Source organism: Baaleninema simplex PCC 7105, assembly GCF_000332355.1.
Taxonomy (GTDB): Bacteria; Cyanobacteriota; Cyanobacteriia; order Cyanobacteriales; family Geitlerinemataceae; genus Baaleninema; species Baaleninema simplex.
In genome coordinates this window covers 2,783,563-2,806,475 of record NZ_KB235958.1, presented here as the reverse complement: position 1 = coordinate 2,806,475, position 22,913 = coordinate 2,783,563, and the positions used below count along the sequence as shown (strand labels likewise).

The 22,913-nt window shown below is 52.5% G+C and carries 20 protein-coding genes; 14 read left to right on the top strand and 6 right to left on the bottom strand.

Going from position 1 to position 22,913, the window contains the following annotated elements; all coding sequences use genetic code 11:
- Positions 1-214: 214 nt before the first annotated feature.
- Positions 215-463 (bottom strand): hypothetical protein, encoded by a 249-nt coding sequence (locus GEI7105_RS0114520; protein ID WP_144053810.1) that lies wholly within the window; start codon positions 461-463, stop codon positions 215-217.
- 244 nt (positions 464-707) lie between these two features.
- Between GEI7105_RS0114520 and trpC the strand changes: the two genes are divergently transcribed.
- Positions 708-1,604 carry an indole-3-glycerol phosphate synthase TrpC gene (gene trpC, locus GEI7105_RS0114510; protein ID WP_017661163.1) on the top strand — a complete coding sequence of 299 codons (897 nt, stop codon included), beginning with the start codon at positions 708-710 and terminating at the stop codon, positions 1,602-1,604.
- On the opposite strand, the gene GEI7105_RS38500 is transcribed toward trpC, so the two are convergent.
- A complete protein-coding gene (locus tag GEI7105_RS38500) occupies positions 1,601-1,738 on the bottom strand; it encodes a hypothetical protein (RefSeq protein ID WP_158413210.1) in 138 nt (45 codons plus the stop codon). The two genes, trpC and GEI7105_RS38500, sit on opposite strands and share 4 nt — an antisense overlap.
- Before the next feature lie 247 nt (positions 1,739-1,985).
- Here GEI7105_RS38500 and GEI7105_RS0114495 point away from each other — a divergent pair, with 247 nt between their 5' ends.
- Together GEI7105_RS0114495 and GEI7105_RS0114490 are read left to right on the top strand one after the other, a co-directional pair.
- Complete coding sequence (locus GEI7105_RS0114495; protein ID WP_017661160.1) at positions 1,986-2,279, top strand: DUF5340 domain-containing protein; 294 nt, start codon at positions 1,986-1,988, stop codon at positions 2,277-2,279.
- Positions 2,280-2,398: 119 nt separating this feature from the next.
- A complete protein-coding gene (locus tag GEI7105_RS0114490; protein WP_017661159.1) occupies positions 2,399-3,550 on the top strand; it encodes a pyridoxal-phosphate-dependent aminotransferase family protein in 1,152 nt (383 codons plus the stop codon).
- A 218-nt stretch (positions 3,551-3,768) separates the two neighbouring features.
- On the opposite strand, the gene GEI7105_RS0114485 is transcribed toward GEI7105_RS0114490, so the two are convergent.
- Positions 3,769-3,960: a DUF2949 domain-containing protein gene (locus tag GEI7105_RS0114485; RefSeq protein WP_017661158.1), complete on the bottom strand. Its 192-nt coding sequence runs from the start codon at positions 3,958-3,960 to the stop codon at positions 3,769-3,771.
- Between the two features lie 291 nt (positions 3,961-4,251).
- Between GEI7105_RS0114485 and GEI7105_RS40470 the strand changes: the two genes are divergently transcribed.
- Positions 4,252-4,386 carry a hypothetical protein gene (locus GEI7105_RS40470; protein WP_281166992.1) on the top strand — a complete coding sequence of 45 codons (135 nt, stop codon included), beginning with the start codon at positions 4,252-4,254 and terminating at the stop codon, positions 4,384-4,386.
- Between the two features lie 119 nt (positions 4,387-4,505).
- Here the strand turns inward: GEI7105_RS40470 and GEI7105_RS0114470 are convergent, their stop codons facing one another.
- On the bottom strand, positions 4,506-5,084 hold the full coding sequence (locus GEI7105_RS0114470) for a DUF192 domain-containing protein (RefSeq protein WP_017661156.1): 579 nt from the start codon (positions 5,082-5,084) through the stop codon (positions 4,506-4,508).
- 225 nt (positions 5,085-5,309) lie between these two features.
- On the opposite strand from GEI7105_RS0114470, the gene proX reads away from it, so the two are divergent.
- Positions 5,310-7,439 carry a glycine betaine/L-proline ABC transporter substrate-binding protein ProX gene (gene proX, locus GEI7105_RS33555; RefSeq protein ID WP_083862391.1) on the top strand — a complete coding sequence of 710 codons (2,130 nt, stop codon included), beginning with the start codon at positions 5,310-5,312 and terminating at the stop codon, positions 7,437-7,439.
- A gap of 549 nt (positions 7,440-7,988) precedes the next feature.
- Positions 7,989-10,646, top strand: a complete 2,658-nt coding sequence (locus GEI7105_RS0114455; RefSeq protein WP_017661154.1) for an MHYT domain-containing protein — start codon at positions 7,989-7,991, stop codon at positions 10,644-10,646.
- 80 nt (positions 10,647-10,726) lie between these two features.
- Here GEI7105_RS0114455 and GEI7105_RS0114450 read toward each other — a convergent pair whose 3' ends face one another.
- Positions 10,727-11,404 (bottom strand): class I SAM-dependent methyltransferase, encoded by a 678-nt coding sequence (locus GEI7105_RS0114450; protein WP_035493113.1) that lies wholly within the window; start codon positions 11,402-11,404, stop codon positions 10,727-10,729.
- 283 nt (positions 11,405-11,687) lie between these two features.
- Between GEI7105_RS0114450 and GEI7105_RS0114445 the strand changes: the two genes are divergently transcribed.
- From GEI7105_RS0114445 to lysS, 7 genes are all read left to right on the top strand, one after another.
- Positions 11,688-12,713: a fatty acid desaturase family protein gene (locus tag GEI7105_RS0114445; protein WP_017661152.1), complete on the top strand. Its 1,026-nt coding sequence runs from the start codon at positions 11,688-11,690 to the stop codon at positions 12,711-12,713.
- Between the two features lie 310 nt (positions 12,714-13,023).
- Positions 13,024-14,043: a class I SAM-dependent methyltransferase gene (locus GEI7105_RS0114440; protein ID WP_083862390.1), complete on the top strand. Its 1,020-nt coding sequence runs from the start codon at positions 13,024-13,026 to the stop codon at positions 14,041-14,043.
- A 325-nt stretch (positions 14,044-14,368) separates the two neighbouring features.
- Positions 14,369-15,691, top strand: a complete 1,323-nt coding sequence (locus GEI7105_RS40770; protein WP_017661149.1) for a SpoIIE family protein phosphatase — start codon at positions 14,369-14,371, stop codon at positions 15,689-15,691.
- 189 nt (positions 15,692-15,880) lie between these two features.
- On the top strand, positions 15,881-18,394 hold the full coding sequence (gene amt, locus GEI7105_RS0114425; protein ID WP_017661148.1) for an ammonium transporter: 2,514 nt from the start codon (positions 15,881-15,883) through the stop codon (positions 18,392-18,394).
- Positions 18,395-18,470: 76 nt separating this feature from the next.
- Positions 18,471-19,052: a slr1658 family protein gene (locus GEI7105_RS0114420; RefSeq protein ID WP_017661147.1), complete on the top strand. Its 582-nt coding sequence runs from the start codon at positions 18,471-18,473 to the stop codon at positions 19,050-19,052.
- Positions 19,053-19,152: 100 nt separating this feature from the next.
- The gene (locus GEI7105_RS0114415; protein ID WP_017661146.1) at positions 19,153-19,497 is read left to right on the top strand and encodes a slr1659 superfamily regulator; all 345 of its coding nucleotides are present in this window, start codon (positions 19,153-19,155) and stop codon (positions 19,495-19,497) included.
- Positions 19,498-19,628: 131 nt separating this feature from the next.
- A complete protein-coding gene (gene lysS / locus GEI7105_RS0114405; RefSeq protein WP_017661144.1) occupies positions 19,629-21,206 on the top strand; it encodes a lysine--tRNA ligase in 1,578 nt (525 codons plus the stop codon).
- 411 nt (positions 21,207-21,617) lie between these two features.
- Here lysS and GEI7105_RS0114400 read toward each other — a convergent pair whose 3' ends face one another.
- Positions 21,618-21,932, bottom strand: coding sequence for a P-II family nitrogen regulator (locus GEI7105_RS0114400; RefSeq protein ID WP_017661143.1), 315 nt, complete (start codon positions 21,930-21,932; stop codon positions 21,618-21,620).
- Positions 21,933-22,424: 492 nt separating this feature from the next.
- Here GEI7105_RS0114400 and GEI7105_RS0114395 point away from each other — a divergent pair, with 492 nt between their 5' ends.
- On the top strand, positions 22,425-22,670 hold the full coding sequence (locus tag GEI7105_RS0114395; protein WP_017661142.1) for a hypothetical protein: 246 nt from the start codon (positions 22,425-22,427) through the stop codon (positions 22,668-22,670).
- The last annotated feature ends 243 nt before the right edge of the window (positions 22,671-22,913 follow it).

Genomic DNA, 22,913 nt, shown 5'->3' with positions numbered 1-22,913 from the left:
CTTCGCCCCCCTTTGAAAGGGGGGTTGGGGGGATGGTTGGGGGGATGGTTGGGGGGATAGAGAGGGACTTGTCAGATTGGGCAAAACCAGTATTTGATGCCTCGACTCCGCTCGGACTCAACGCTGAGCGGAGTCGAAGCGTTGAGATTCGGATTCCGTAGGATGGCGATACCATCGTTTGCAAGTACGACGACGACAACATCCGCGTCTGTTCTCAACGGGAATTCAAGTGTTTGAGGATTTGAAGCTGCCAGTATTCCAGTTTCAACGGAGCCAGTTGGGAACGATCGATCTTTCTCACCACTCGATCCTGTTTCAGTTGCGGTGCGAGGTTGAGATGCGGCGATCGCTCTAGAGAAAATACCCCCGAATCCACAGCCGCACATCCGACTAACACCAGAGCCAACAGTACGCGGTGGAGAGTGCGCGGTGGGGTGTCGGGGAGCAAAGGTGGCTGTGTCATGGCATTTCTCGTCCTGGTGGAGAAACAGCAACGAAAACGTTACCTTTTTGGCGTTATCTCAAAAGCGTTATCTCGAAAACACTGTCTCGAACCCTTGATTTCGAGGGCGATCGCGTGAATTGGAGTTATCCCAATAAGACTCGCTCCCATTGGGGGAAGTTCCCACGGCGCTCGATCGAAATCCGAGCGATATGTTAAGAGAATAAAGGAGTCTTATCGATCGAGTTGTCGCAACACGCACCTAATGGTTAATATCCGTCGCCGTTCTCCCAATCCCGCCGTTCGAGCCGATACCTGTCAGTATCAAGTTCCCATCCCCGACAGCGAACCGCGTCATATCCTCGAAGAAATCGTTTGGCATAAAGAAACGGAGATCGACAAACTACGGCTGTATATGCCCCTGACGGAGTTGAAAAAACAAGTCGATATCGCCCCAAAACCGCGCGATTTCGTCGCCGCACTCCAAAACGGACGCACGACGCCAGCGTTAATTGCCGAAGTCAAGAAAGCCTCGCCGAGTAAAGGGGTAATTCGGGAAGATTTCGACCCCGTCGCCATCGCCGAACGCTACCAGCAAGGGGGCGCGAGTTGTCTGTCCGTTTTGACCGATCGCCAGTTCTTTCAGGGCAGTTTCGACTATTTGCGAGATGTGCGCCAAGCGGTAGACTTGCCCGTTCTCTGTAAAGATTTCATTATTTATCCTTATCAACTGTATCTGGCGCGAGCGCGGGGTGCCGATGCCGTCCTGCTCATCGCGGCAATTTTGAGCGATCGCGATTTGCAATATTTCCTCAAAATTACTAAACTTCTCGGTTTGGCGGCGTTGGTGGAAGTTCACACCCTCGCAGAATTCGATCGCGTCTCGAAACTCGACGGCGTGCGACTCGTCGGCATTAACAACCGCAATTTGGAAGATTTTTCTGTCACACTCGATACGACCTGCGACCTGTTGGCCGCCCGCAAAGCTCAATGTGACGAGAAAGGAATTACCATCGTCAGCGAATCGGGACTGTTCGATCGCGGCGATCTCGATCGCGTGTCAGAGGCGGGAGCGCAAGCGGTGCTGATCGGCGAATCTCTGATGCGTCAAAGCGATCCCGGAACGGCGATCGAACGGCTGTTTTCTAGGACTGAAATCTAGGTCGAACGACCGAAAGTTTTGCCGATTGTCAAGCTCGCATAACGATCGCCCTCTCGCGTTCGAGTCGAAGTTTGGGCGATCGAAGGCGGTGGTCGTTTTCCCAAACCGATCGCGGCGTCGATCGAAGAATTCAAGGTCGAACGAGCTTCAGCCAACCTCCCCTCAAGAATTCGCCGATCCGATGATAAAATCAATACGTTCCACCGTCGATCGCACGGTGGAGCGACTGCCTGTAAGCGCGAGCTGATGGGAGTTGACCGGCCAAGTCAACCTCGAGTCAAGCTTCCGTCAAACAGGACACCTCGAGCGCGAGGTTTAGAAATTTTCCAGGTCAAATCGTCGATTTGCCGGGAGAGGATTTTAAGAGGTTTATCCGTTTTCATGGAGCCGATACCCCTTCCTTCTCACATCCACTACGAGCTGTTACTACAACTGTTAGAACGCCAAACCATATTTTCGGTTGCCTCGAACTCTGCCGAACGCGAGCAGATCGATCGGCTGATCGTCACGTTGCGAAAAGCTCTCGCCCAGCAAAAACGCTTGGAAGAAACCTGTCAGCTCAAAAACTTACCCATCGACTATCGATGGTCGCTCAACCAACCCATCCGATCGCGCTCTGTCACGGATAACGCAACCTTCCCGCACAACATCCAAGACGATCGCTCCTCGAGTTAACGGGAGCATGAAAGACGAGGAGATGACCCCATACTGAGATGACCTGATGATGTGATACGCTCCCCTCATCTCCTCACTTCCTTATCTCATCATCTCTCAAACAGACGACTGAAAGGTTCATGGACGACAAGTTAATGTTAATGATTCCGGGCCCGACCCCGGTTCCCGAAAAGGCATTGCTGCGACTCGGACGCCATCCCATCGGCCACCGCAGCGGTGACTTTTCTAAGGTGATGGCCGAAGTCACCGAAAATCTCAAATGGCTCCATCAAACTCAAAACGACGTGTTGGTGTTAGCCGCCAGCGGTACGGGAGCGATGGAAGCTGGCATCATTAATTTTCTCAGTGCTGGCGATCGCGTGTTGGTCGGCTGTAACGGGAAGTTCGGCGATCGCTGGGCGGACGTAGCCAAAGCCTACAACCTTAACGTCACGACGATCGAAGCCGAATGGGGCAAGCCCCTCGATCCCGAACAGTTCCGCCAAGCCCTCGAAGCTGACGCGAACAAGGAAATTAAAGCCGTTATCCTCACCCACAGCGAAACTTCGACGGGGGTTCTCAACGACCTCGAAACCATCAACCGCCACGTCAAAGCCCACGGCGAAGCCTTGATTATCGTCGATGCGGTCACGAGCTTGGGAGCTTGCAACGTTCCCATCGACGAGTGGGGATTGGACGTGGTGGCCTCGGGATCGCAGAAAGGATACATGATTCCCCCAGGGCTGGCCTTCGTTTCCGTCAGCGAGAAAGCGTGGAACGCCTACAAAACCTCGAACCTACCCCGGTACTACTTGGATTTAGGCTTCTATCGCAAGAGTGCCGCCAAAGATACGACGCCGTTTACACCGCCGGTTAACCTGTTTTTTGCCCTGCAAGCGACGTTGCAGATGATGAAAGCCGAAGGGTTAGACAATATTTTCGCCCGTCACGATCGCCTCAAACGCGCGACGCGAGAAGCGGTTAAAGCGTTGGGACTTCCGTTATTCGGCTCCGACAACTGCGCGAGTTCGGCGGTAACGGCGGTCGCTCCCGTATCGGTAGAGGCTGAAAAGGTGCGATCGATGATGAAGTCGAAATTCGATATCGCTCTGGCCGGCGGACAAGACCATCTCAAAGGGAAAATTTTCCGCATCGGACATTTGGGCTTTGTCAGCGATCGCGATGTGGTGTGTGCGATCGGCGCCCTGGAAGCGACGCTGCAAGCGTTAAACGCCGACGTGACCCCTGGGGCTGGCGTGACGGCGGCCGGACGCGTTCTCAATGCCGGGTAACTCCTTCAAAACCCACTCGAACCGCAGTCGGTGCGCCTCCTACGAAGAAGTTCACGTCGATGCGGTTTGAGTGGGGGGGGGCGAGCGAGGCTCACCAGGCGATATTTTTAATTCAGGTGGTGGGGACTTCTCCGCTAACCGTTAAGTTAACGGATATTGGGGTTTTCAGGCTCTAGCCTTCTCCCCCTCTCCCTTTCTCCCCCTCTCCCCCTCTCGAATTACGCCGATTCGAGCCAGTCGTAAATGCGATCGAGTTGTTCGAGAGTTACGAAACCGTATTTCCACAAAATCATCGGTAACGGCCCCGCATCTCGTTCGCGGCGGCGTAGTGCGATCGCGATCGAATCGGCTGATAAGTTTAAATCTTCTTCTAAAAATCGGAGAAATCGCGCTTGTGTCGTCGCTCCCATGACGGTATCACCTCGTTCGGACTAAAAATCATTTTGTTATGGCGCTAGAGAATACGATCGGGCTGAGTAGTCACTCGAGAGAGTGTCTACTCTAAGACGGTTCGAACGCCGTCTTTCACGGTTTGTCGTTTCGGTGAATGGTAGATCGATCGAACGCCGTCGCGTCCGGTTCCAGAGGGCGTCTGAAGGTCGCTCCGTCTTCGATGGCGTCACTCCTCACACATTCGCGCGATCGAAGCCGGAAACTGTTTTCAATTGGGCGACCGATACCAGACAAACCTTGCTCTCAATTTGAGATCGGTTGAAGATCTGCACGTTCCCGAAGCGGGGGTTGAGGTCGCACCTCAGCTCGGACGCTGTGGCGACTTCGCACTACCGCACTCGCTAGGAAACAACACCGTAGCAGATTTTTCGGCGATCGCATAGGTTCAATGCTTACATCTTAATGGAGTTTTAACAATTTTTGTTAAGTTGCTTTAAGAAAACCTTAAAACCCTTGACGCAGCAACGGGTTTAGTATCCGTCGAGATCCCCTGACGAGATGCTCACGACGGCTCGTTTAACATTTCGATTCGCACCGGATCGCCGATGGCGAGTCCCAACTCCGCGACTCGTCCGCCGCGCAACTCGATAACGTAATCGACGAGAACCCCCTCACCGGGGCTGTAGGTCGGACAACGAACCTGACGACAGGGAGGAACCTCTCGAGCGAGTCCCACCACTTCGCCGTCGTACACGAACACCATATCCAACGGGATACGAACGTTTTTCATCCAAAAATTCACGGATTCGGGCGGGTCGAACGGAAACAGCATCCCGCGATCGTCGGGGAGTTCGTCGCGGAACATCAACCCTAACGCCTGTTGCTGCGGCGTACGAGCGACTTCTAAATCGATCGCGCGATCGCCCAACTGAACTCGGGCTTCGATCGGCAGCTGTTGCGCCCTGTGGGTCTCGGTAGCAGACGGTCGCGTCTCGAACGTGTCTTGACTCAAAAGTGTTTCGGGTTGCGACAACACGACGGTTTCCTCAGAACAACCGATCGCGACGATCGCGCTCGCAGCGATCGTCATCAACAGCAGAACGACCTTTTGTCCGGTCAGTCTAACTTTTACTCGGGTCATTGCGCTCGACGATCGCTACACCGCCTTCCATGCTAGCACGGCATTTCGAGGGTGTGGCAATGCTAGGATCGGCGTCGAACTGCTCGAGAAACCGGTAGGAGCTTCCGATGCGATCGACGTCCGACTGCCTCGTCGAGTCTCGCGACTCTCGCAGCCAGCTCCTTCGCCTCTGTAAATACGAGCCGATGTCCGTCCGTTGCCTTCGTTAGACCTCGACTCAACATCGTGAGATTGTCAAAATTCCAACCGTTCCTCGCCTTACTCTGTGGCGTCCTGCTCGCCGTCGCCCTCCTGACGCCCCAACCCGGAAACGCGAAAACCGCAACCGTTCGCATGGCGCGATCGACCTGGGAAACCGGATGGTTTCAAGCCGAAATTGTCAAACAACTCATCGAAGACTTAGGCTATGACGTTTCGGGCCCCTACACCACAGAAACGGAAGACTTTTATCGAGCCGCTGCCCGAGGGGACGTGGACTTGTGGGTCAACGGCTGGTTTCCCGCTCACAATACCTTTTTACAACAAGACGAGATCGGCGATCGCATCGTCGAAACCGGCTTCGCCATCGAACGGGGCGTCCTCCAAGGCTACGTCGTCGATTTAACCACCGCCGAACGTCTCGACATCGAGAACCTAGAAGACCTCAAAGATCCCGAAATCGCTCGAGTCTTCGATCGCGACGGGAATGGCAAAGCCGATCTGATCGGTTGCGACGAAAGCTGGAGTTGTCGAGAGGCGATCGACCACCATCTCGAAGTCTACGGCTTACAAGACACCGTCGAACAGATTTCAGGCAACTACGTCCCCCTCATGCAAGAGACGATCGCTCGTTACCGAGGAGGCGATCCCGTCCTGTTTTTCGCCTGGATGCCCCACTGGAGTCTCGGAACCCTCGTCCCCGGACAAGACGTGCGCTGGCTAGAAGTACCGTTTTTCAGCCTTCCCGACTCCCTAGCCGATACCGCCTCGAGCGTCCCGACCCTCGACAACATCGTCGGCTGTCAACGCAATCCCTGTTTGTTAGGATTTTCCCATCATACGATTCGTGCTGTCGCCAACCGCGAGTTTTTACAAGCCAATCCCGCCGTCGAACTCTTGCTGGCGTTAATCGACATTCCCCTCGAGGATATCGTCGCCCAAAACGTCAAACTAGCAAACGGCGAAGACGAACTCAGCGATATCGTCCGTCACGCTCGAGAGTGGATCGAAACCCACCGCGATCGCGTCGATCGCTGGCTAGAACTAGCTTCCGTCGATGCCGAAGTTCTCGATCGCCCACCCGAGGACACCGACGCGGCCGCCCCCGAACCGGACAAAACCTTACGAGTCCTCACCAAACCCCTCGAACCCCTTGTCATTTACCGCAATCAAAAGTACGAGGGATTTTGTATCGAATTGTGGGAAAAAATTGCCACAGAACTCGATCTGACCTACCGTCTCGACGGTGTCGGGACGATCGCCAAACTCCTCGACGACGTTGTCCGAGGCACTACCGATTTAGCGATCGGAGGCATCAGTATCACCGCCCGACGGGAAGAAACCCTCGACTTTTCTTATCCCTTTTTCGAGTCGGGATTGCAAATTATGGTGTTAGAGCGGGGCAATACCCTTTTCAATACCCTCGTGTCCACCTTGGAGAGCATTGTTTTCTCGCCTCACATATACTATGGAATCGGCGTCTTCGTGCTGACGTTGCTCGTCGTCGCCCATGTCATCTGGATCGTCGAACGCCCTCACAATCCCGATTTTCCCCAATCCTATCCTCTCGGAATTTGGGAATCCTTTTGGTGGGCGGCCGTTACCGTCACCACAGTTGGCTATGGCGATAAAACCCCGAAACATCCCCTCGGTAAGTTCGTCGCGTTAGTGTGGATGTGTGCGGGTTATTTCGTGTTTGCTTACTTTATCGCCACGATGACGACGAGCTTTACCCTCGATCGCCTCGACGGACCGATTCGCAGCATCGACGATCTGCCGGGACACCGCATCGCCACCATCACCCGCAGTACGGGGGCCGAGTACCTCAATGGCGTTCGAGCGACGATTCTCGAATACGATCGCGTCGAGGATCTCTACGATGCTTTATACGACGATCGCGTCGATGCCATCGTCTACGACGCGCCCGTGTTGCAGTACTATGCCGAACACGAGGGAAACGGCCGAGTACAAACCGTCGGTTCGATTTTCAAGCGGGAGTCTTACGGCTTTGCCTTTCCGAAAAACAGTCCCTATCTCGAAGCGATCGACATTACACTCTTAAAATTAATTGAAAACGGCACTTACGAAGAATTAAGACATCGTTGGTTTGGTGAAGAGTCTTGGATTGCCGAGCGCACCTCATCCGATCCCTCTTGACGAAATGAACCTGAAAATAAAAACTCTAGAATGAGAGATTTTGTCGCCGCGATCGCAGGATCTAATATGGAATTCGTTTCCGATAAGCTAAGTTTCAAGAAGTCTTCACCACAGAGACACAGAGAACACAGAGAGGGAATTTTTAGGTTGAGAAAAAACAGTGTTGGAGATTCGGATTCCGTATAAAATATAATTCCTAAAATATAATTTTTAAAATCTCATTACAAATTGTCACGTTGATTTTTAAGATTTTCAAAAGAAAGTGACATTTTGCCAGATTTAAACCCATATTTTCGACGCTAGCTCGTATTTTTAAAATTGTCAGCGATCGCGATCGCGGGTGATCTGAGATCGAGGCCATTGACGCCTACAAGAAAACTTAGATAAAACAAAAACGACTCACTTTTTCAAGCGAATCAAGTTCGATCGATAGAATTTGGTAAAAAAATCGCAGAAGCGAATCCGATCGTTTTAGCTTAGATCGCAGCGACTGTTGACTAGCGAACCGTTGAGAGAGCCGAATTGACCCCTACAAACATCTCGATCGCGATGATAAACCAGATTTTAACCTCTCATAATAATCCCGATCTCGTTCTACTTTCTGTTTTTATCGCGGTGTTAGCCTCTTATACGGCTTTCGACTTAACCGGACGCGTTCGCAGCAGTCAGGGTCGCGATCGGCGTCTCTGGTTGTGGGGCGGTTCCGTCGCGATGGGGACTGGCATTTGGGCAATGCACTTTATCGGTACGCTCGCGTTCGAGATCGCGTTACCCGTCCGTTATAACCCCTGGCTCGTATTCGCCTCTGTCCTTCCGGCCGTTCTGGCTTCTGGCGTGGCGTTATTCCTCGTCAGTCGTCCGACGCTCGATCGCCTCCGACGGATCGGCGGGAGTCTGGCCGTGACAACGGGTATCGCGTCGATGCACTACCTCACAATGGCAGCGATGCAGGTTCGGGCGCAAATACAGTTCGATCGCCTTCTCGTCGGCGTCTCGATCGCCCTCACCATCGCCATCTCATTCATCGCGCTATCTCTGGCCGATCGGTGGCACGAAACCCCTCCAGAAGAGGGTCGAACACAGCCCTGGCAAATCTGGCAAAAATGGGGCGGTGCGATCGCGGCGGGATTGGCTGTCACGACCGTTCACTACACCGGTACGGCCGCCGTCACCTTCACCTCCCTAGCACCCCTCGCTCGCGTTACCTCGCCTGTTGCCTCGGATACTCGATTGTGGACTGTTGCGGTCAGTCTCGGAACTCTGGTCGTGTTGAGTGTGACGTTGCTCGCTGCGTTTTTCGATCGCCGACTGACCGCTCAAGCCGTTCGCACTCAGGTTTTACAAGAAAGTCAAAACCATCTCAACCGGTTGTTACAGGGCGTTCGCGTCGGCATCCTCATCGTCGCAGTTCCCCCCGAAGGCCGTCCCGAAATTCAGACTTGCAACCAAGCGGCGATCGACCTGCTGGGAACTCCCGCAGAGGAGTTACATCGCTATTGGGAACCTTCAGAAACCACACATCTCGAACGCTCTACACTGGCGGGAGTTTTCCGCCGCATCGCCGCCCATCAAACAGTTCGCAACGCCATTGTCAGCGTCGATCGCCCCGACCTCGAGGATACAGTCTGGTTGATGGTTGATGCCGTTGCGATCAAGGAAACTGACGGCCGACATCTCGTCGTCTGCACGTTTAGCGACATTAGCGACTTAAAACGGGTCGAAACGCTTCTGAAGCAGTCTGAAAGCAAGTTCAAACAACTGGCGCAGCGAGAAACTCTTCTCAACAGCCTCTCGAGTCAAATTCGCAGTTCCCTCGATTCCAACACGATTTTACAAACCTTGGTTCGAGAAGTGCGGGGTCTCCTCAATACCGATCGCGTCGTCATCTATAAATTCAATCCCAATTGGGACGGAACGGTCGTCGTCGAAGATATTCACAACACGCGTTATTCGATTTTAGATAGAGCCATTTCTGATGATTGTTTTCCCAGCGAATACGCCCAACTCTACGAAAAAGGGCGAGTTCGCTCCATCGACGACGTGACGGCGGCTGGATTAGACCCCTGCCACGTGGAGTTTTTAAAAAGTCTGTCGATCCGATCGCAGGCGATCGTGCCGATTTTAAGTTGCGATCGCCTCTGGGGACTGTTAATCGCTCACGAATGCTGTCAAACGAGGGTGTGGGAAGACGAAGAAGTCGAACTTCTCGAACGTCTGGCCGTTCAAGCGGGTGTCGCCATCCAACAAGCCGAACTCTACGCTCAGGCTACCGACAACGCCACGACCGCACGATCTCAAGCGCGTCAGCTCGCTCGGACGCTTCACGAACTCAAACAAACCCAAAGTCAACTCATTCAAACTGAAAAAATGTCGAGTTTGGGGCAGTTGGTGGCTGGGATCGCTCACGAAATCAACAATCCCGTGAATTTTATTTACGGCAACCTCACCCACGCCGACACCTATACTCGAGACTTACTCGATCTCGTCGAACTGTACCATCGAGAATATCAGACGCCCACTCCAGCGATCGCCGCTCGCGAAGACGAAATCGAACTCGAGTTTCTCGTCGAAGATTTACCGAAAATTTTATCGTCGATGAAAGTCGGCGCCGATCGCATTCGCAAGATTATTTTGTCCCTTCGGAACTTCTCTCGTCTCGACGAAGCCGAAATTAAAGATGTTGACGTGCGCGACGGCATTCAAAGTACGTTGACGATCCTTCAGTACCGTTTGAAAGCGAAAAGCGATCGTCCCGCGATCGAGGTGGTTTGCGACTACCACGAGACTCCTCGCATTGAATGTTATTCAGGGCCTCTCAATCAAGTGTTCATGAATTTGTTGACTAACGCGATCGACGCCTTAGAAGAAAAAATGGCCTTGGCACGACAAACGGGACAAAATGCAGCGATCGAACCCCCTAAAATTTGCATTCACACCGAAAAATTTGGAACGAATCAAATTCGCATTCGCATCTCCGATAACGGCTTGGGCATCTCGCAAGACGCCTCTCAACGGCTGTTCGATCCCTTCTTCACCACCAAACCCGTCGGAAAAGGTACGGGGTTGGGACTCGCGATTAGCTATCAAATCGTGACCGAAAAACACGGCGGTTCGATTTACTGCGACTCGGAACTCGGGAAAGGAACCACGTTTTCGATCGAACTTCCCGTTCGCTTGAGAACTGCTGTGGCGATGCCAGTCCGCTAGGGGGACAAGGGAGAAACTGTTAACTGTCCTCACTATTCGTTGTATGAGGGGTAATGAGGAGATTTCTCATTGTCAGATTATCATCCGTTAAAAACGCGATGATATTCGACGCGAACTGTCGGACGAGAGTTTCTGTCGAAGCAATCGCGGCGGATTTCAGTTAAACCGCAAGCCTCGAACCTTTTGAACTCTGAATCAGATAGCGGCCAGGGGGGACCGTCCGGTTCGGCCTCTGTATCGCGACGGTTGGCGACGACTAACAGGGTTCCTCCGTCCGCGACAAACTCCGATACCATGCCAATGGTGGTGTGACGCAATTTCAGCGGCAGCGATTGGACGGTTCGCGACTCGAAGACGAAATCGAAGGCTCGCGTCCACGAGGCATCGCAGGCAAACAAATCGCAAACTTGGTAGCAGACTGACGAGTTGGGGAACCGCTGGCGACACCAGGCGATCGCCGTTTCGGAAATGTCGAATGCTGTCACGTCAAACCCTCGCCCAGCAAGGGCTTCGGCGTCGTCTCCCAAGCCGCAGCCGATGACGAGTGCCGACTTCCCGTCTCCGCAAGTTTTGGTGTCGTCGAGCCACTCTAGCAGATAGGGATTGGGGCGTTCCATTGCCCAAGGAACGGCGTCGGCGTCTCCGCTAGCGGTGGCATACACTTTCTCGAACCAACGAGCAGGATGCCCGTCTTTTTCGGCTTCTGCGGCAATTTTACGGATTTCGGCACGTCGGGGATCTAGGGGGCGATCGGACATCAAAAACCATTTTGGGTGAAACAACTCTATATATTATGAATTAATTATCGAACGATATGCTTATGAAAAAACTTTGCCAACTCTCGAAGGACATCCCGATCGGGTCGAGACACTGAAGAGCGAAACGAGAAAAATAAATATTTTGAAATACATATTGACAAATTTATTATTTTGTGCATATAAACTCGACATCCACCAAAACTGTACTATACAAAACCATAATTCTCTCGCATCTGTTCCCTTGGCGATCGAGAGTCGTTCCGGTGTCTAGAGGAGCCGAACCATGACAGCAACAGCGCCCCAACCCACCACCATGCCCGAACTCGAGCGGTACGTTCGCCAATCCGTCCCGATCGAATACGTCCGCCAGTGGTTGGCGGTGCAGCCGAAACGAGCCTATCGAGATCTCGCTGGGGATTGGCTGATAATTCTGACAGCGTTTGTCCTCGTCGCTGCAATGCCAACCGTTTGGACTTATCTCGTGGCGTTTCTGCTCGTCGGAACCAGTCAGTACAAGCTGTTTATCCTCGCCCACGACGCGATTCACGGTGCGTTACATCCCAACCGCCGCGTTAACGACAATTTAGCCCGCTGGTTGGTATACGGGCCGATGTTTATGGCACTCGAAGACGCGCGGCGCAACCATCTCAAACACCATCGTTACATGGGAACCCCCGACGATCCCGATCGCTACCTACACACCTTCGCCGCCAAAAATTCACCGCTACAGTTTTTGCTGTACTGTTCGGGTTTAGCAACATTTGGAAAAACGGTGTTGAAAGTCACGCCCTTTGGAAAACTCCTCGAGGCGTCGAATCGCGACAGTCAAGCCTCAGAAACTCAAACCCCAAAGACACCCCAGACAGAAGCGTTACTCGGAGACTATTTCCAGCAGCGAATACCGGTGTTGTTGTGGCAACCGCTGTTAATTGCAGCGATCGCCCTGTCGCCGCTTCCAGTGTGGGCGTATTTACTGCTGTGGGTGGCACCGATTTTCTTTCTCGTCTTTGTTCCCGACGAAATTCGCGCCTTTTGCGATCACGCAGTTTTGACTTATCCTGACGATACTTGCGATCTCGAGCGGTTGATTTCGTTTTGTCCGCCGTGGTGGGAAGCACAGATTTTTTCGCCCCATCATATGAACTATCACGCCGAACACCATCTCTGGCCGTCGATGCCTCATTACCATTTAGCTAAAGCCCATCGCTTCGTTCGCGATCGCTCTGAAATCACCGTTCGCGGCAGTTATATCGCCTTTTTATGGCGCGTCCTCCGCTTTTTACAGTCACCAGTCACCAGTCACCAGTGAAGATAGGGAACAGGGAACAGCGGATCTGGGAACAGCAATCGTAGGGTGCGTGACCTAAAGACAAGAAAAGTATCCGGTCTTACCGGCCAACTCGTCACGCACCTTTTACAGTCAACAGCGAACAGTGAGCAGTGAACAGTGAAGACAGTCACCAGTCGCCAGTCACCAGTCGCCAGTCACCAGTCACCCGTGAAGACAGCAAACAGATAACTGTTTCTCCCCCTCTCCCCCTCTCCCTTTCTCCCCCTCTCCCCCTCTCCCCCTCTCCCCCTCTCCCCTTCTCCCCTTCTCCCCCTCTCCCCTTCTCTCTATGTCCCCTTCCTCGCTTCAACTAAAATTCGTGCGATGTGGCGTTTGCGGTGCAGATAACTGGCATCCTTGCGCCTCGGGTAAAGACTACGAGTACGACACCTCGAACGATGTCTTTCGTATGGTGCGTTGTAAGGAGTGCGGGAACGTCTACCTCAACCCTCGTCCTGCTGAAGTGGAATTTTCGCGGATTTACCCGCCCAATTATTATGCGTATAACTACGATACGGCCGTGCATCCGATCGCGCGGCGGGCGAAAGATTGGTTAGATGCAGGAAAAGTCAAATCTTGGATCGCACCGTTTGAAACGAAACGAGCCTTGCGAGTTTTGGATGTCGGCTGCGGAAACGGGCGCTATTTAACGATGTTGCATCGCCTCGGATTAGCCAAGCATCAGTTGTTTGGGGTGGAGATGGACGCCACGGCGATCGATCGCCTCAACGCCGAGGGCTATCAGGGATTTTACGGGCGTCTCGAAGATGTTGCCGACGAGTTACCGGAAAACTACTTTGACGTTATCGTGTTGTTGCAAGTTCTCGAACACGTGGCGAATCCGGCGGAAACGGTGCGCTGTTTGGGACGGTTGCTGCGCCCCGGAGGACGGCTGATTTTAGAAACGCCGAATACAGAAGGGTTAGATGCAAAGCTGTTTCAAGGGGGCTGTTGGGGCGGCTATCATTTCCCTCGCCATTGGAATTTGTTCGATCGCCGCACGTTAACGCGTTTAGTCACCGATGCGGGATTGACGGTCGATCGATTTAAAGCATTGCCGTCCCACGCCTTTTGGATTTTATCGTATCGCCACTGGCTGGCGCACCACCAACAACGACCGCGCCTGGCATCGCTTTTCGATCCGTTACAAAATGTGTCTCTCTTGAGCGTGTTTACGGGATTCGACTGGTTGCGATCGAAAATGGGAGTGTGGACCTCGAACCTGCAATTAATTGCGGTCAAACCGAAAAGCCCGCCCTTATCATCGTCTCCCGAGCGACCGTTTGGCAATTTACAGCATCTGTCTTAAATAGTGCTTAAGCTAGATTTAACTCGCGCTTAACTTTTTGCAAAATAATGTTTACAAAATAGCATGGCGATCGCTTGCGGCAGACCGCACTCGAACGTTAAACAGAAATTAGAAAGAAAGGTGTAATATAAATTTGTTACATTTCTTTTAGCCATCGAACCAGTTCGATCGTGCAGTCGTAGAACGAGCAAAATGCACGAAATCGAGAAATTTCGGTTGAAAACGGTGCGATCGCGAACTCCGATCGAGCATCTTGTGGAGTTTAGCGTGTCTGACTCTCTCTGCATCTCTCTTCATCTTGAAATCAAGTAACGACGATCGGGTTATGCTAGAATCTCAACCCCTTTCAGAGTTTTACGGTAGTTCTCTAGAAGACTTAAATCTCAATTCGAGGTTAAAAGATTTATCGCTCTACGATTTGCAGATTGAAGTCGATCTTCCCGGCGACATTCTCGTAGAAACGTTTGCGAAAAATCCTTTAATTCCAGGTGCGATTTTAACGGAGTCAGAAAACTTTTTCGGAATGATTTCTCGACGGCGCTTTTTAGAAATTATGAGCCGCCCCTACGGGATCGAATTGTTTTCTCGACGTCCGCTGCGATCGCTCTACACCTTTATCGAAACCGACCTTCTCTACTCGAGCGGAGATACGCCCATTTTCGAGGCGGCGCGTCAGTGCTTGCAGCGATCGCCCGAACTGCTTTACGAGCCGATCGTCGTCGAACTCAGCCCCAAAACCTATCGTTTGCTCGACGTTCACAAACTACTCGTCGCCCAAGCCCGTCTCTATGAAATCGCGACGTTTCTATTACAACAGCGTACCGCAGAACTCGATCGCGCCAATGCCGAAGTCACCGAACTCAACGACCGTCTCAAAGCTGAAAACCTGCGTTTGGGAGCCGAAGTCGATGTCGCTCGAAAACTTCAACAAATGCTACTTCCTAAAGATAGCGAACTCGATGCCGTTCGAGACCTCGACATCTCCGGGTACATGGAACCGGCCGACGAAGTCGGAGGCGACTACTACGACATTCTCCCCCACGATCGCGGACTGAAGATCGGTATCGGCGACGTGACCGGCCACGGCTTAGAAAGTGGCGTCCTCACGATTATGGTACAAACCGCCGTGCGAACCTTGTTGGCAACTCGAGAAGCCGATCCGGTGGCATTTCTCAGTACCCTCAACCAAACCATTTTCGATAACGTCCAACGGATGAACTCCGATCGCCACCTGACGCTAGCACTGTTAGATTACTGGAGCGACGGCAACAGCGGCCGACTGCGATTGAGCGGACAACACGAAGAAGTCTTAATTTTAAGAACTAGCGGCGATCTCGAACGAATCGACACCATCGATTTAGGTTTTCCGATCGGACTCGACGAACAGATCGGCGACTTTATCAGTGAAATTACGGTGACGTTAGATCCCGGCGACGCAGCCATTCTCTACACCGACGGAATCACCGAAGCCGAAGACGAGGACGGTAACTTTTACGGACTCGATCGCCTTTGTGAAGTCGCCTGTCGTAACGCTCACAAAAGCGCCCGAGAAATTCGACAAGCGATCGTTACCGACCTCAGACAATATATCGGTCGGCAAAAAGTTTACGATGACATTACCCTGTTGGTTTTAAAACAAAAGCCCTAAAGCAAAAAAAAATGAAGGCGGGCGATCGAACTTTTTTGGCTCGTCCGTGACGACTGGCACGCTTTATGTAAAAATTTTACCAGAACTTAACCCAAAATTGTGTGTTAAATAACCGTGTTATCTCTAGGTTCGTTTTCATTCTTGGCCTCTACTATCCATTACGTCGGGAGTGAAAGGAGCGGGTATCCGGTGGTAGATATTCTTTGGGTTTTAGTGTGTAGCGGCTTGGTTTTCCTGATGCAGCCCGGCTTCATGTGTTTGGAGTCCGGGCTGACGCGATCGAAAAACAGCATCAACGTCGCCGTCAAAAACTTTGCCGACTTCGGCATCTCCGTCTCTCTCTTTTGGGCGTTCGGCTACGCCCTCATGTTCGGGATCTCTCGATTCGGCTGGATCGGAACGAGCGGTTTTTTTTTGACGATCGAGTCGACACCGCAACTGGCAGCCTTTTTTCTCTTCCAAGCCATGTTTTGCGGAACCGCTACCACCATTGTCTCGGGCGCCGTGGCCGAGCGCATGAAATTCAGTGCCTATCTCCTCGTCTCCTGTATCACCTCCGGTCTCATTTATCCTATCTTCGGTCATTGGGCGTGGAACCTGAAAGCCGACGGGTTCGCGGGCGGGTGGCTGGGTCAGATCGGCTTTACCGATCTCGCAGGAAGTACCGGCGTACATAGTATCGGCGGCTGGATTTCCCTGGCTGCCCTTCTCGTCATCGGTCCTCGCGTCGGCCGTTTTCTGCCCGACGGAACGCCCCAAAAAATCCAAGGCTCGAACCTACCGCTCTCGGTACTCGGAACGATGCTCCTGTGGCTCGGATGGCTCGGCTTCAACGGGGGAAGCACGCTCGTCCTGAGCGATCGTGTCGCCGCGATCATGGTTCACACCGTCCTAGCCGGTGTCGCCGGTCTCGTCACAGCCCTCATTTACAGTTGGTCGCGTCACGAAGTCCCTGAAGTCGAACTATTACTCAACGGCTCCCTAGCTGGATTGGTCTCCATTACAGCCAACTGCCACGTCGTTACAACCCCGGCCGCCGTCGTCATCGGCATCGGGGGCGGCATCGTTACCCTAGCCGCACGCTCTCTTCTCGAGCGATTTCGCATCGACGACGCCGTAGATGCCGTTCCCGTTCACCTCGGCGGGGGAATTTGGGGAAGTCTCGCCTTGGGCTTGTTCGGCGACTTGACGCTCATCGACACGGGGTTGACGCGGTGGGAGCAGGTGGCCGTGCAGTTACTGGGAATCGTCGTCGCCGGAATCTGGTCTTTCGGTCTGACGTACCTGTTCTTACACTTTATCGATCGCCACTTCCCCTTGCGCGTGTCTCCCGAAGACGAACAAATGGGACTCAACGTGTCCGAACATCGCGCCAAAACTGAGATTTACGACCTGTTCAAAGTCATGGACTCCCAGGCGAAAACCCAAGATTTGAGCCTGCGCGTCCCCGTCGAACCCTTTACCGAAGTCGGACAGATCGCGCTGCGGTACAACGAAGTCATGGACGCCCTCGAAGACGCCGTCAACCGCACCAACGCCATCGTCACCACCGCCAGCGACGCCATTTTGACGTTTTGTCCCGACACGTTAACGATTACCAATGCCAACCCCAGTAGCGAAACCATTTTCGGCTACCCTCGCGACGATCTCTTCGGAAAACCCCTGTTGGCGTTGCTATCGGCCGAGAACAGCCGGGAAAACCCCGACAATCCCTTCGGACAACTGCTCTATGAGGGACGCGCCGAACTCGTCGGCCGTCACGTGAGCGGGTTCGAGGTTCCCCTCGAGGCGACGGCCACGAAAGTTCGCGTCGGCCATCACGTGTTTTATACAGGAATTTTTCGAGACATTAGCGAGCGCAAACGGGCTGAAGCCGCCTTAGCTGAGGCGAACCGAGAAATCACGTTGCTCAACGATCGCCTGAAAGCCGAAAACCTCCGCTTGGGGGCCGAAGTCGAAATCACGCGCCGCTTGCAACAGATGCTGTTACCCAAAGAGCGGGAACTGACGCAAATCGTCGGGTTGGACATCGCTGGATACATGGAACCGGCGACGGAAATCGGCGGCGATTACTACGATGTGCTTTGTCGCGACGGACGGGTTAAAATCGGCATCGGTGACGTGACCGGCCACGGTTTAGAAAGTGGTGTGTTGATGTTGATGGTTCAAACGGCAGTTCGCACGTTGTTAGAAAGCGAAGAGACCGATTCGCGACGGTTTCTCGAAACTCTCAACCGCACGATTTACGGAAACATTCAGCGAATGGATTCCGATCGCAACTTGACGCTATCGTTACTCGATTACGACAACGGACGGTTGCGCGTCAGCGGACAACACGAGGAAATCCTCATCGTGCGCGCCAGCGGGGACATCGAACGCATCGATACCATCGATTTGGGATTTCCCATCGGGTTAGAAGCTAGTGTCGCTGAGTTTATCGACGAAACCACGGTCGAACTGAACGCCGGGGATGTGGTGGTGTTGTACACCGACGGGATTACCGAAGCCGAAGACGAAAACGGGAATTTTTACGGCCTCGATCGCCTCTGTGCGATCGTGCAACTCCATCTTCACAAACGGGCTGAGGTGATTCGACAAGCGGTTATCGAAGACCTGCGACGCCATATCGGTCGGCAAAAGGTCTACGATGATATTACATTGTTGGCCATCAAACAGCAGTGCGTTCGCGAAAGCGGTGCGTAGCACTTTCCCCGGTCGCTCCACAGCACCAGGAAAAGCACGTCGAAAAGCAGTAGAGGGTTCGGGAGTTTTGGAACACATGACGCAAATTTTTGGGGACTACAACGAGGGACAACCCGACAGCCCCGAGTTTCTCATTATCGGTTTTTCTCCGAGTTCGGTTCCCTTAAAACAACGCTGGCGCAACAATGGATTGTCTGCTGATTTTATGGCAGACTATCTCACCACCTTTTTTCTCGGCAGCGAGGACAATCCTGCATCGATGCGCCGACAAGCAGAAATTAAAGGTGCGGTCAGCTTCATTGCTAACGAACTACTCGAAAACGCCATGAAGTTCAGCGACGAAACATCTTCCTATCCCATTAGCATTCAATTACAACTTCATCCCGAACGCTTGATGTTTTTTACGACAAATAGTATTCCCACTCAGAAAGTCAAGGAATTTCAAGGCTATCTCGAAGAACTCGTTTCGTGCGATCCTGAAGAAATGTACGTGCGCCAACTCGAAAAAAACGCCCTAGACGAAATGAGTACCAGTTCTCGTCTGGGATATCTCACGATGATGAGCGATTATATGGCTCGGCTGGGGTGGAAGTTCGAGACGGTGCAGAAAGAGCCGGAAGTGATGACGGTCACGACGATGGTAGAACTGCCCGTCTGAACGACGCGCGACGTAGTACACTGGCGCTGGTTTGGCCTCCCGTTTCGATACCGTGCGCGAACGGTGTCTTCCCACGATCCCCGAACGTTTACAACCAATGATGGAAATTAAGACAGACGACTATCGCATCTGGTACGAGCCGGACACGAACGCGGTATACTGCCAAGGCTCGCTTCGCTTGAGTGGGATGGCAGAGTACGCACCGATCGCCGAACTGCTCGACGAGGTGGTCGATCGCGAACCGTCACAAATCGTTCTCGATTTACAAGGGTTGGAATTTCTCAACAGTTCTGGTATCAGTATGCTGTCGAAGTTCGTGATCAAAGTACGCCATAAAAAAACCATTCATACGATCGTGCGTGGGTCGAAAGCGATTCCCTGGCAAGGAAAATCTTTGAAAAACCTACAGCGTTTGATGCCCTCGCTCACGTTAGAGTGGGAATAGGCGATCGCGCGATGGCGATCGAGAAATCCGTTCGATTTAGAAATTTAGCGCTTGAAACCACTCGAACCGTTTGGAAATTTCAAGCGGTGGTGCTAGACTAAAAAGGTTTTGAGCGCAACAGCGATTCGGTTATGTTCTGGGCTGATAAAATTGCCGCCAGCACGCAAGGCGAACAAGTCGTCAACGATTCCAAAACCCCCTCCGGTCGGGTTCACGTAGGATCGTTGCGCGGCGTTATCGTTCACGATGTTATCTACCGCGCCCTCAAACGTGCTGAGAAACCCGTTAAATTTTTATACGGTATCGACGATTACGACGCCCTCGATAGCGTACCGAACTATCTCGATCGCGACAAGTTCGTTCCCTATTTAGGACAGCCGCTCTGTAACGTCCCGTCTCCTGGCGAGGGGGCTAGCGATTACGCGAAATATTACAGTTCGGAATTTTTCGAGGTGTTCGATAACCTCGGCGTTCGTCCACAGATTTACTATTTGCGCGATTTGTACCGCGAGGGAAAACTCAACCCCTACATCGATCGCTTCTTACAAAACGCTCACCTCGTCCGAGAAGCGTACAAACAAGTCAGCAACGCCGATCGCGCTGAAAACTGGTACCCGTTCCAAGTCATCTGCCAACACTGCGGTAAAATCGCCACCACCGTCGTCTCCGACTACAACGGAAAAGAGGTGTTCTACACCTGCAAACCCGACGCGATGAGTTACGTTGAAGGATGCGGCGGTTCGGGTTGGGTGTCTCCCTTCGATGGAAACGGAAAACTCCCCTGGAAAGTCGAGTGGGTGGCGAAATGGGATCTCCTCGGCGTCACCATCGAACTGGCGGGAAAAGACCACTCGCAAAAAGGCGGTTCGCGAGATGTGGCCAACGCCATTTATCGCAAAGTGTACGGAAAGAAACCGCCGTTTCACTCTCCTTATGAGTTTATCCTCGTCGGCGGGACTAAAATGAGTTCCTCGAAAGGGGTCGGAGCCAGTGCGAAAGAAATTTCCGAACTGCTTCCACCGGAATTGTTGCGCTTTTTGATGTTGAGAACGCAGCCGAAAACGGCGATTAACTTCTCGCCGAATTACGAAACCATTACGCGGCTGTTTCGGGATTACGACACGGCGATCGAGAAATACGAAAAACTTCTCGCTAGCGAAGAGAATCCCCAGTTAAGTAAAGACTTATTGGCTCTCTACTATTCCCAAGTCGGCGATGCAATCCGCACCTATCAACCTTTCGATTTCAGTACGCTGATTTCACTGCTGCAAGTTCCGCACCTCGACATCAAAGCGGAAGTGGAAAAACGCAGCGAGCAGCCCCTCGATAAAACTGATTGGGAAGTCGTCAACGAGCGAATTCGCGTCGCGCAAAAATGGCTCGACGACTACGCCGATCCTGAAGAGAAACTGGTGTTGTATTTCGATGAAATTCCCGAATCGACGGGAGATCTCGAAGTCGAACAACGTCAGTATTTAAGTCAGTTAGCGGACAACTTAGAAAATCTCGAGGATTGGGAAGGGGAAGCGTTACAGACGGAGATTTTCTCCACCTCGAAAGCCTTGGGATTGGCACCGAAGAAAGCCTTTCCAGCGGTGTATCGTTCTTTCCTCGGGAAAGAACGGGGGCCGAAAGCTGGAAACTTGTTGTCCTATCTCGAAAAGTCGTTCGTCGTGAAACGTCTTCGAGATGTGGCGATCGCCGCTTAAGTTGAGTTTTGAACAAAAATAGCGACGCCCAAACCCCCGCCTGAGTCGAGTGAGGTGGGGGTCAAGGAGTGTGGTACGATGGAACCGGCTTAATGGGTACGGGCAAAAGAGGGAACAGAGATTCCGAGGACTCTGGAGGAACGATTCATTAAGTGAGGTTAATTCCCTGTCAGTCCAACGAGTCGGTTAATACACGTCAGACTCCAGGCAGAAGTTTTTCTAAAGCCCTATAGCGGAAACGACTTGGGGGTGTGGCTGGGCAAAAGTTCCCAGTACACCGCGAGAATGCCGCCTGTCGCCAGGGCTAACGCCTTGTAATAAGACACCCACACCTCGCGCAAGCAGGTGGGGGAGCATTCACAAGAGGAACCCGGTTCGTGCGAACGACCGGGTTTTTTCTGAGGGTTTGAGTCAGAACTTGTGCGCGTGGAGTACCTCCGCGTTACAGATATAGGTGATTCCCGAGTAATCTTCAAAAAACTGCGCTGCGACCTCATCCGAAATCTTCAGGGCTATATCCCGATTGGCGGTAAGCACCTCGATCTTTATATTCGAGTAGCTGTCGCCAACGGAAGGTTGCCCCGACGAGCGCACGTTGCGACTGCCTTTTCCGCCAGCGGCCACCACCGTATAACCGGTAGCCCCGGCTGCGTCGACGATCTTGGCGATCTTTTTCAGCAGCAACTTTTCCGTAACGATGACGAGCTTGCTGGCTTGCTGGGTCATGTGGGTTACCTCTTAATGTGTTCTGTTGTGACAATTCAAGACAAGACTCTATGGTTTTGCCTCGAACCATAACTTAAAATGTATGCTTTTAAGTTTATGCCAAAGATCGACGAATCCACTACCCTCTATTGACTCAGATTAGCGGAAGCATTTTATAAAAAACACTTATCCTTGTTTTGTCGTTATCTCTGCGCCAGTTATCAAAAGCTCAGCTTATCAATCAGTTCAGATAATTTTGATGATGGACTGGGGTAGAGCATGGCAGCCGTAGCAAATCTAAGTATATACTTAAGAATATCGTTTAAGGTACAAGCATAGATTTCTCTCTATGGATGCCGGTCTTCTGTGCGAGAGCGATGTCAGGTTTGAGCGTTCCCGTCTCTCTCCTTGAGGCACTCTCCATTCATAGGTGAATTTCTGATAGGTGTTTCCGGTGCAGCAGGCAAGTGTCCGCCACCGCTACACACATTCGATCGCCATAGAGCATAGACCATGAACAAGTTTGACTCAACTAAACTGCGAACCAAATTTGACAACACCAGCGAAGGTTGGATCGTGCAAGTCTATGGGCGCGATCGCCGCTTGCTCTGCGTACTCGAGTCGTCTCACGCCTGGACTTTTTTATTGGGCTGTGGGTTTGGTCTCCTACTGGCGGTAGGGTGGTATAACCTCGCTAGTTCCAGTCCCTCCACGACTTACGAGCCAGCAACAACTCCCCCCGAAATGTGGATCGATTAGCTCGGCCATTGCTAGACAACTCGTATCCACGCAACTCCTGTTCACGATTTAGCCGGTTTCAAACCGTTCTCTGTCAGCTCACCCCTAGCTGAAGCGTGAGGGTCTTCACCTCCTCGCTTCTGATGGGGATTTTACTCTGACATCGGCATCCCTTGTTGTTGATAGCGGGATTGATACGGGTGCATCTCAATTTCGTAGAACGACCCCTCCGCGCCTCGACTGAGCGCTCGCCGAACGTCCTTC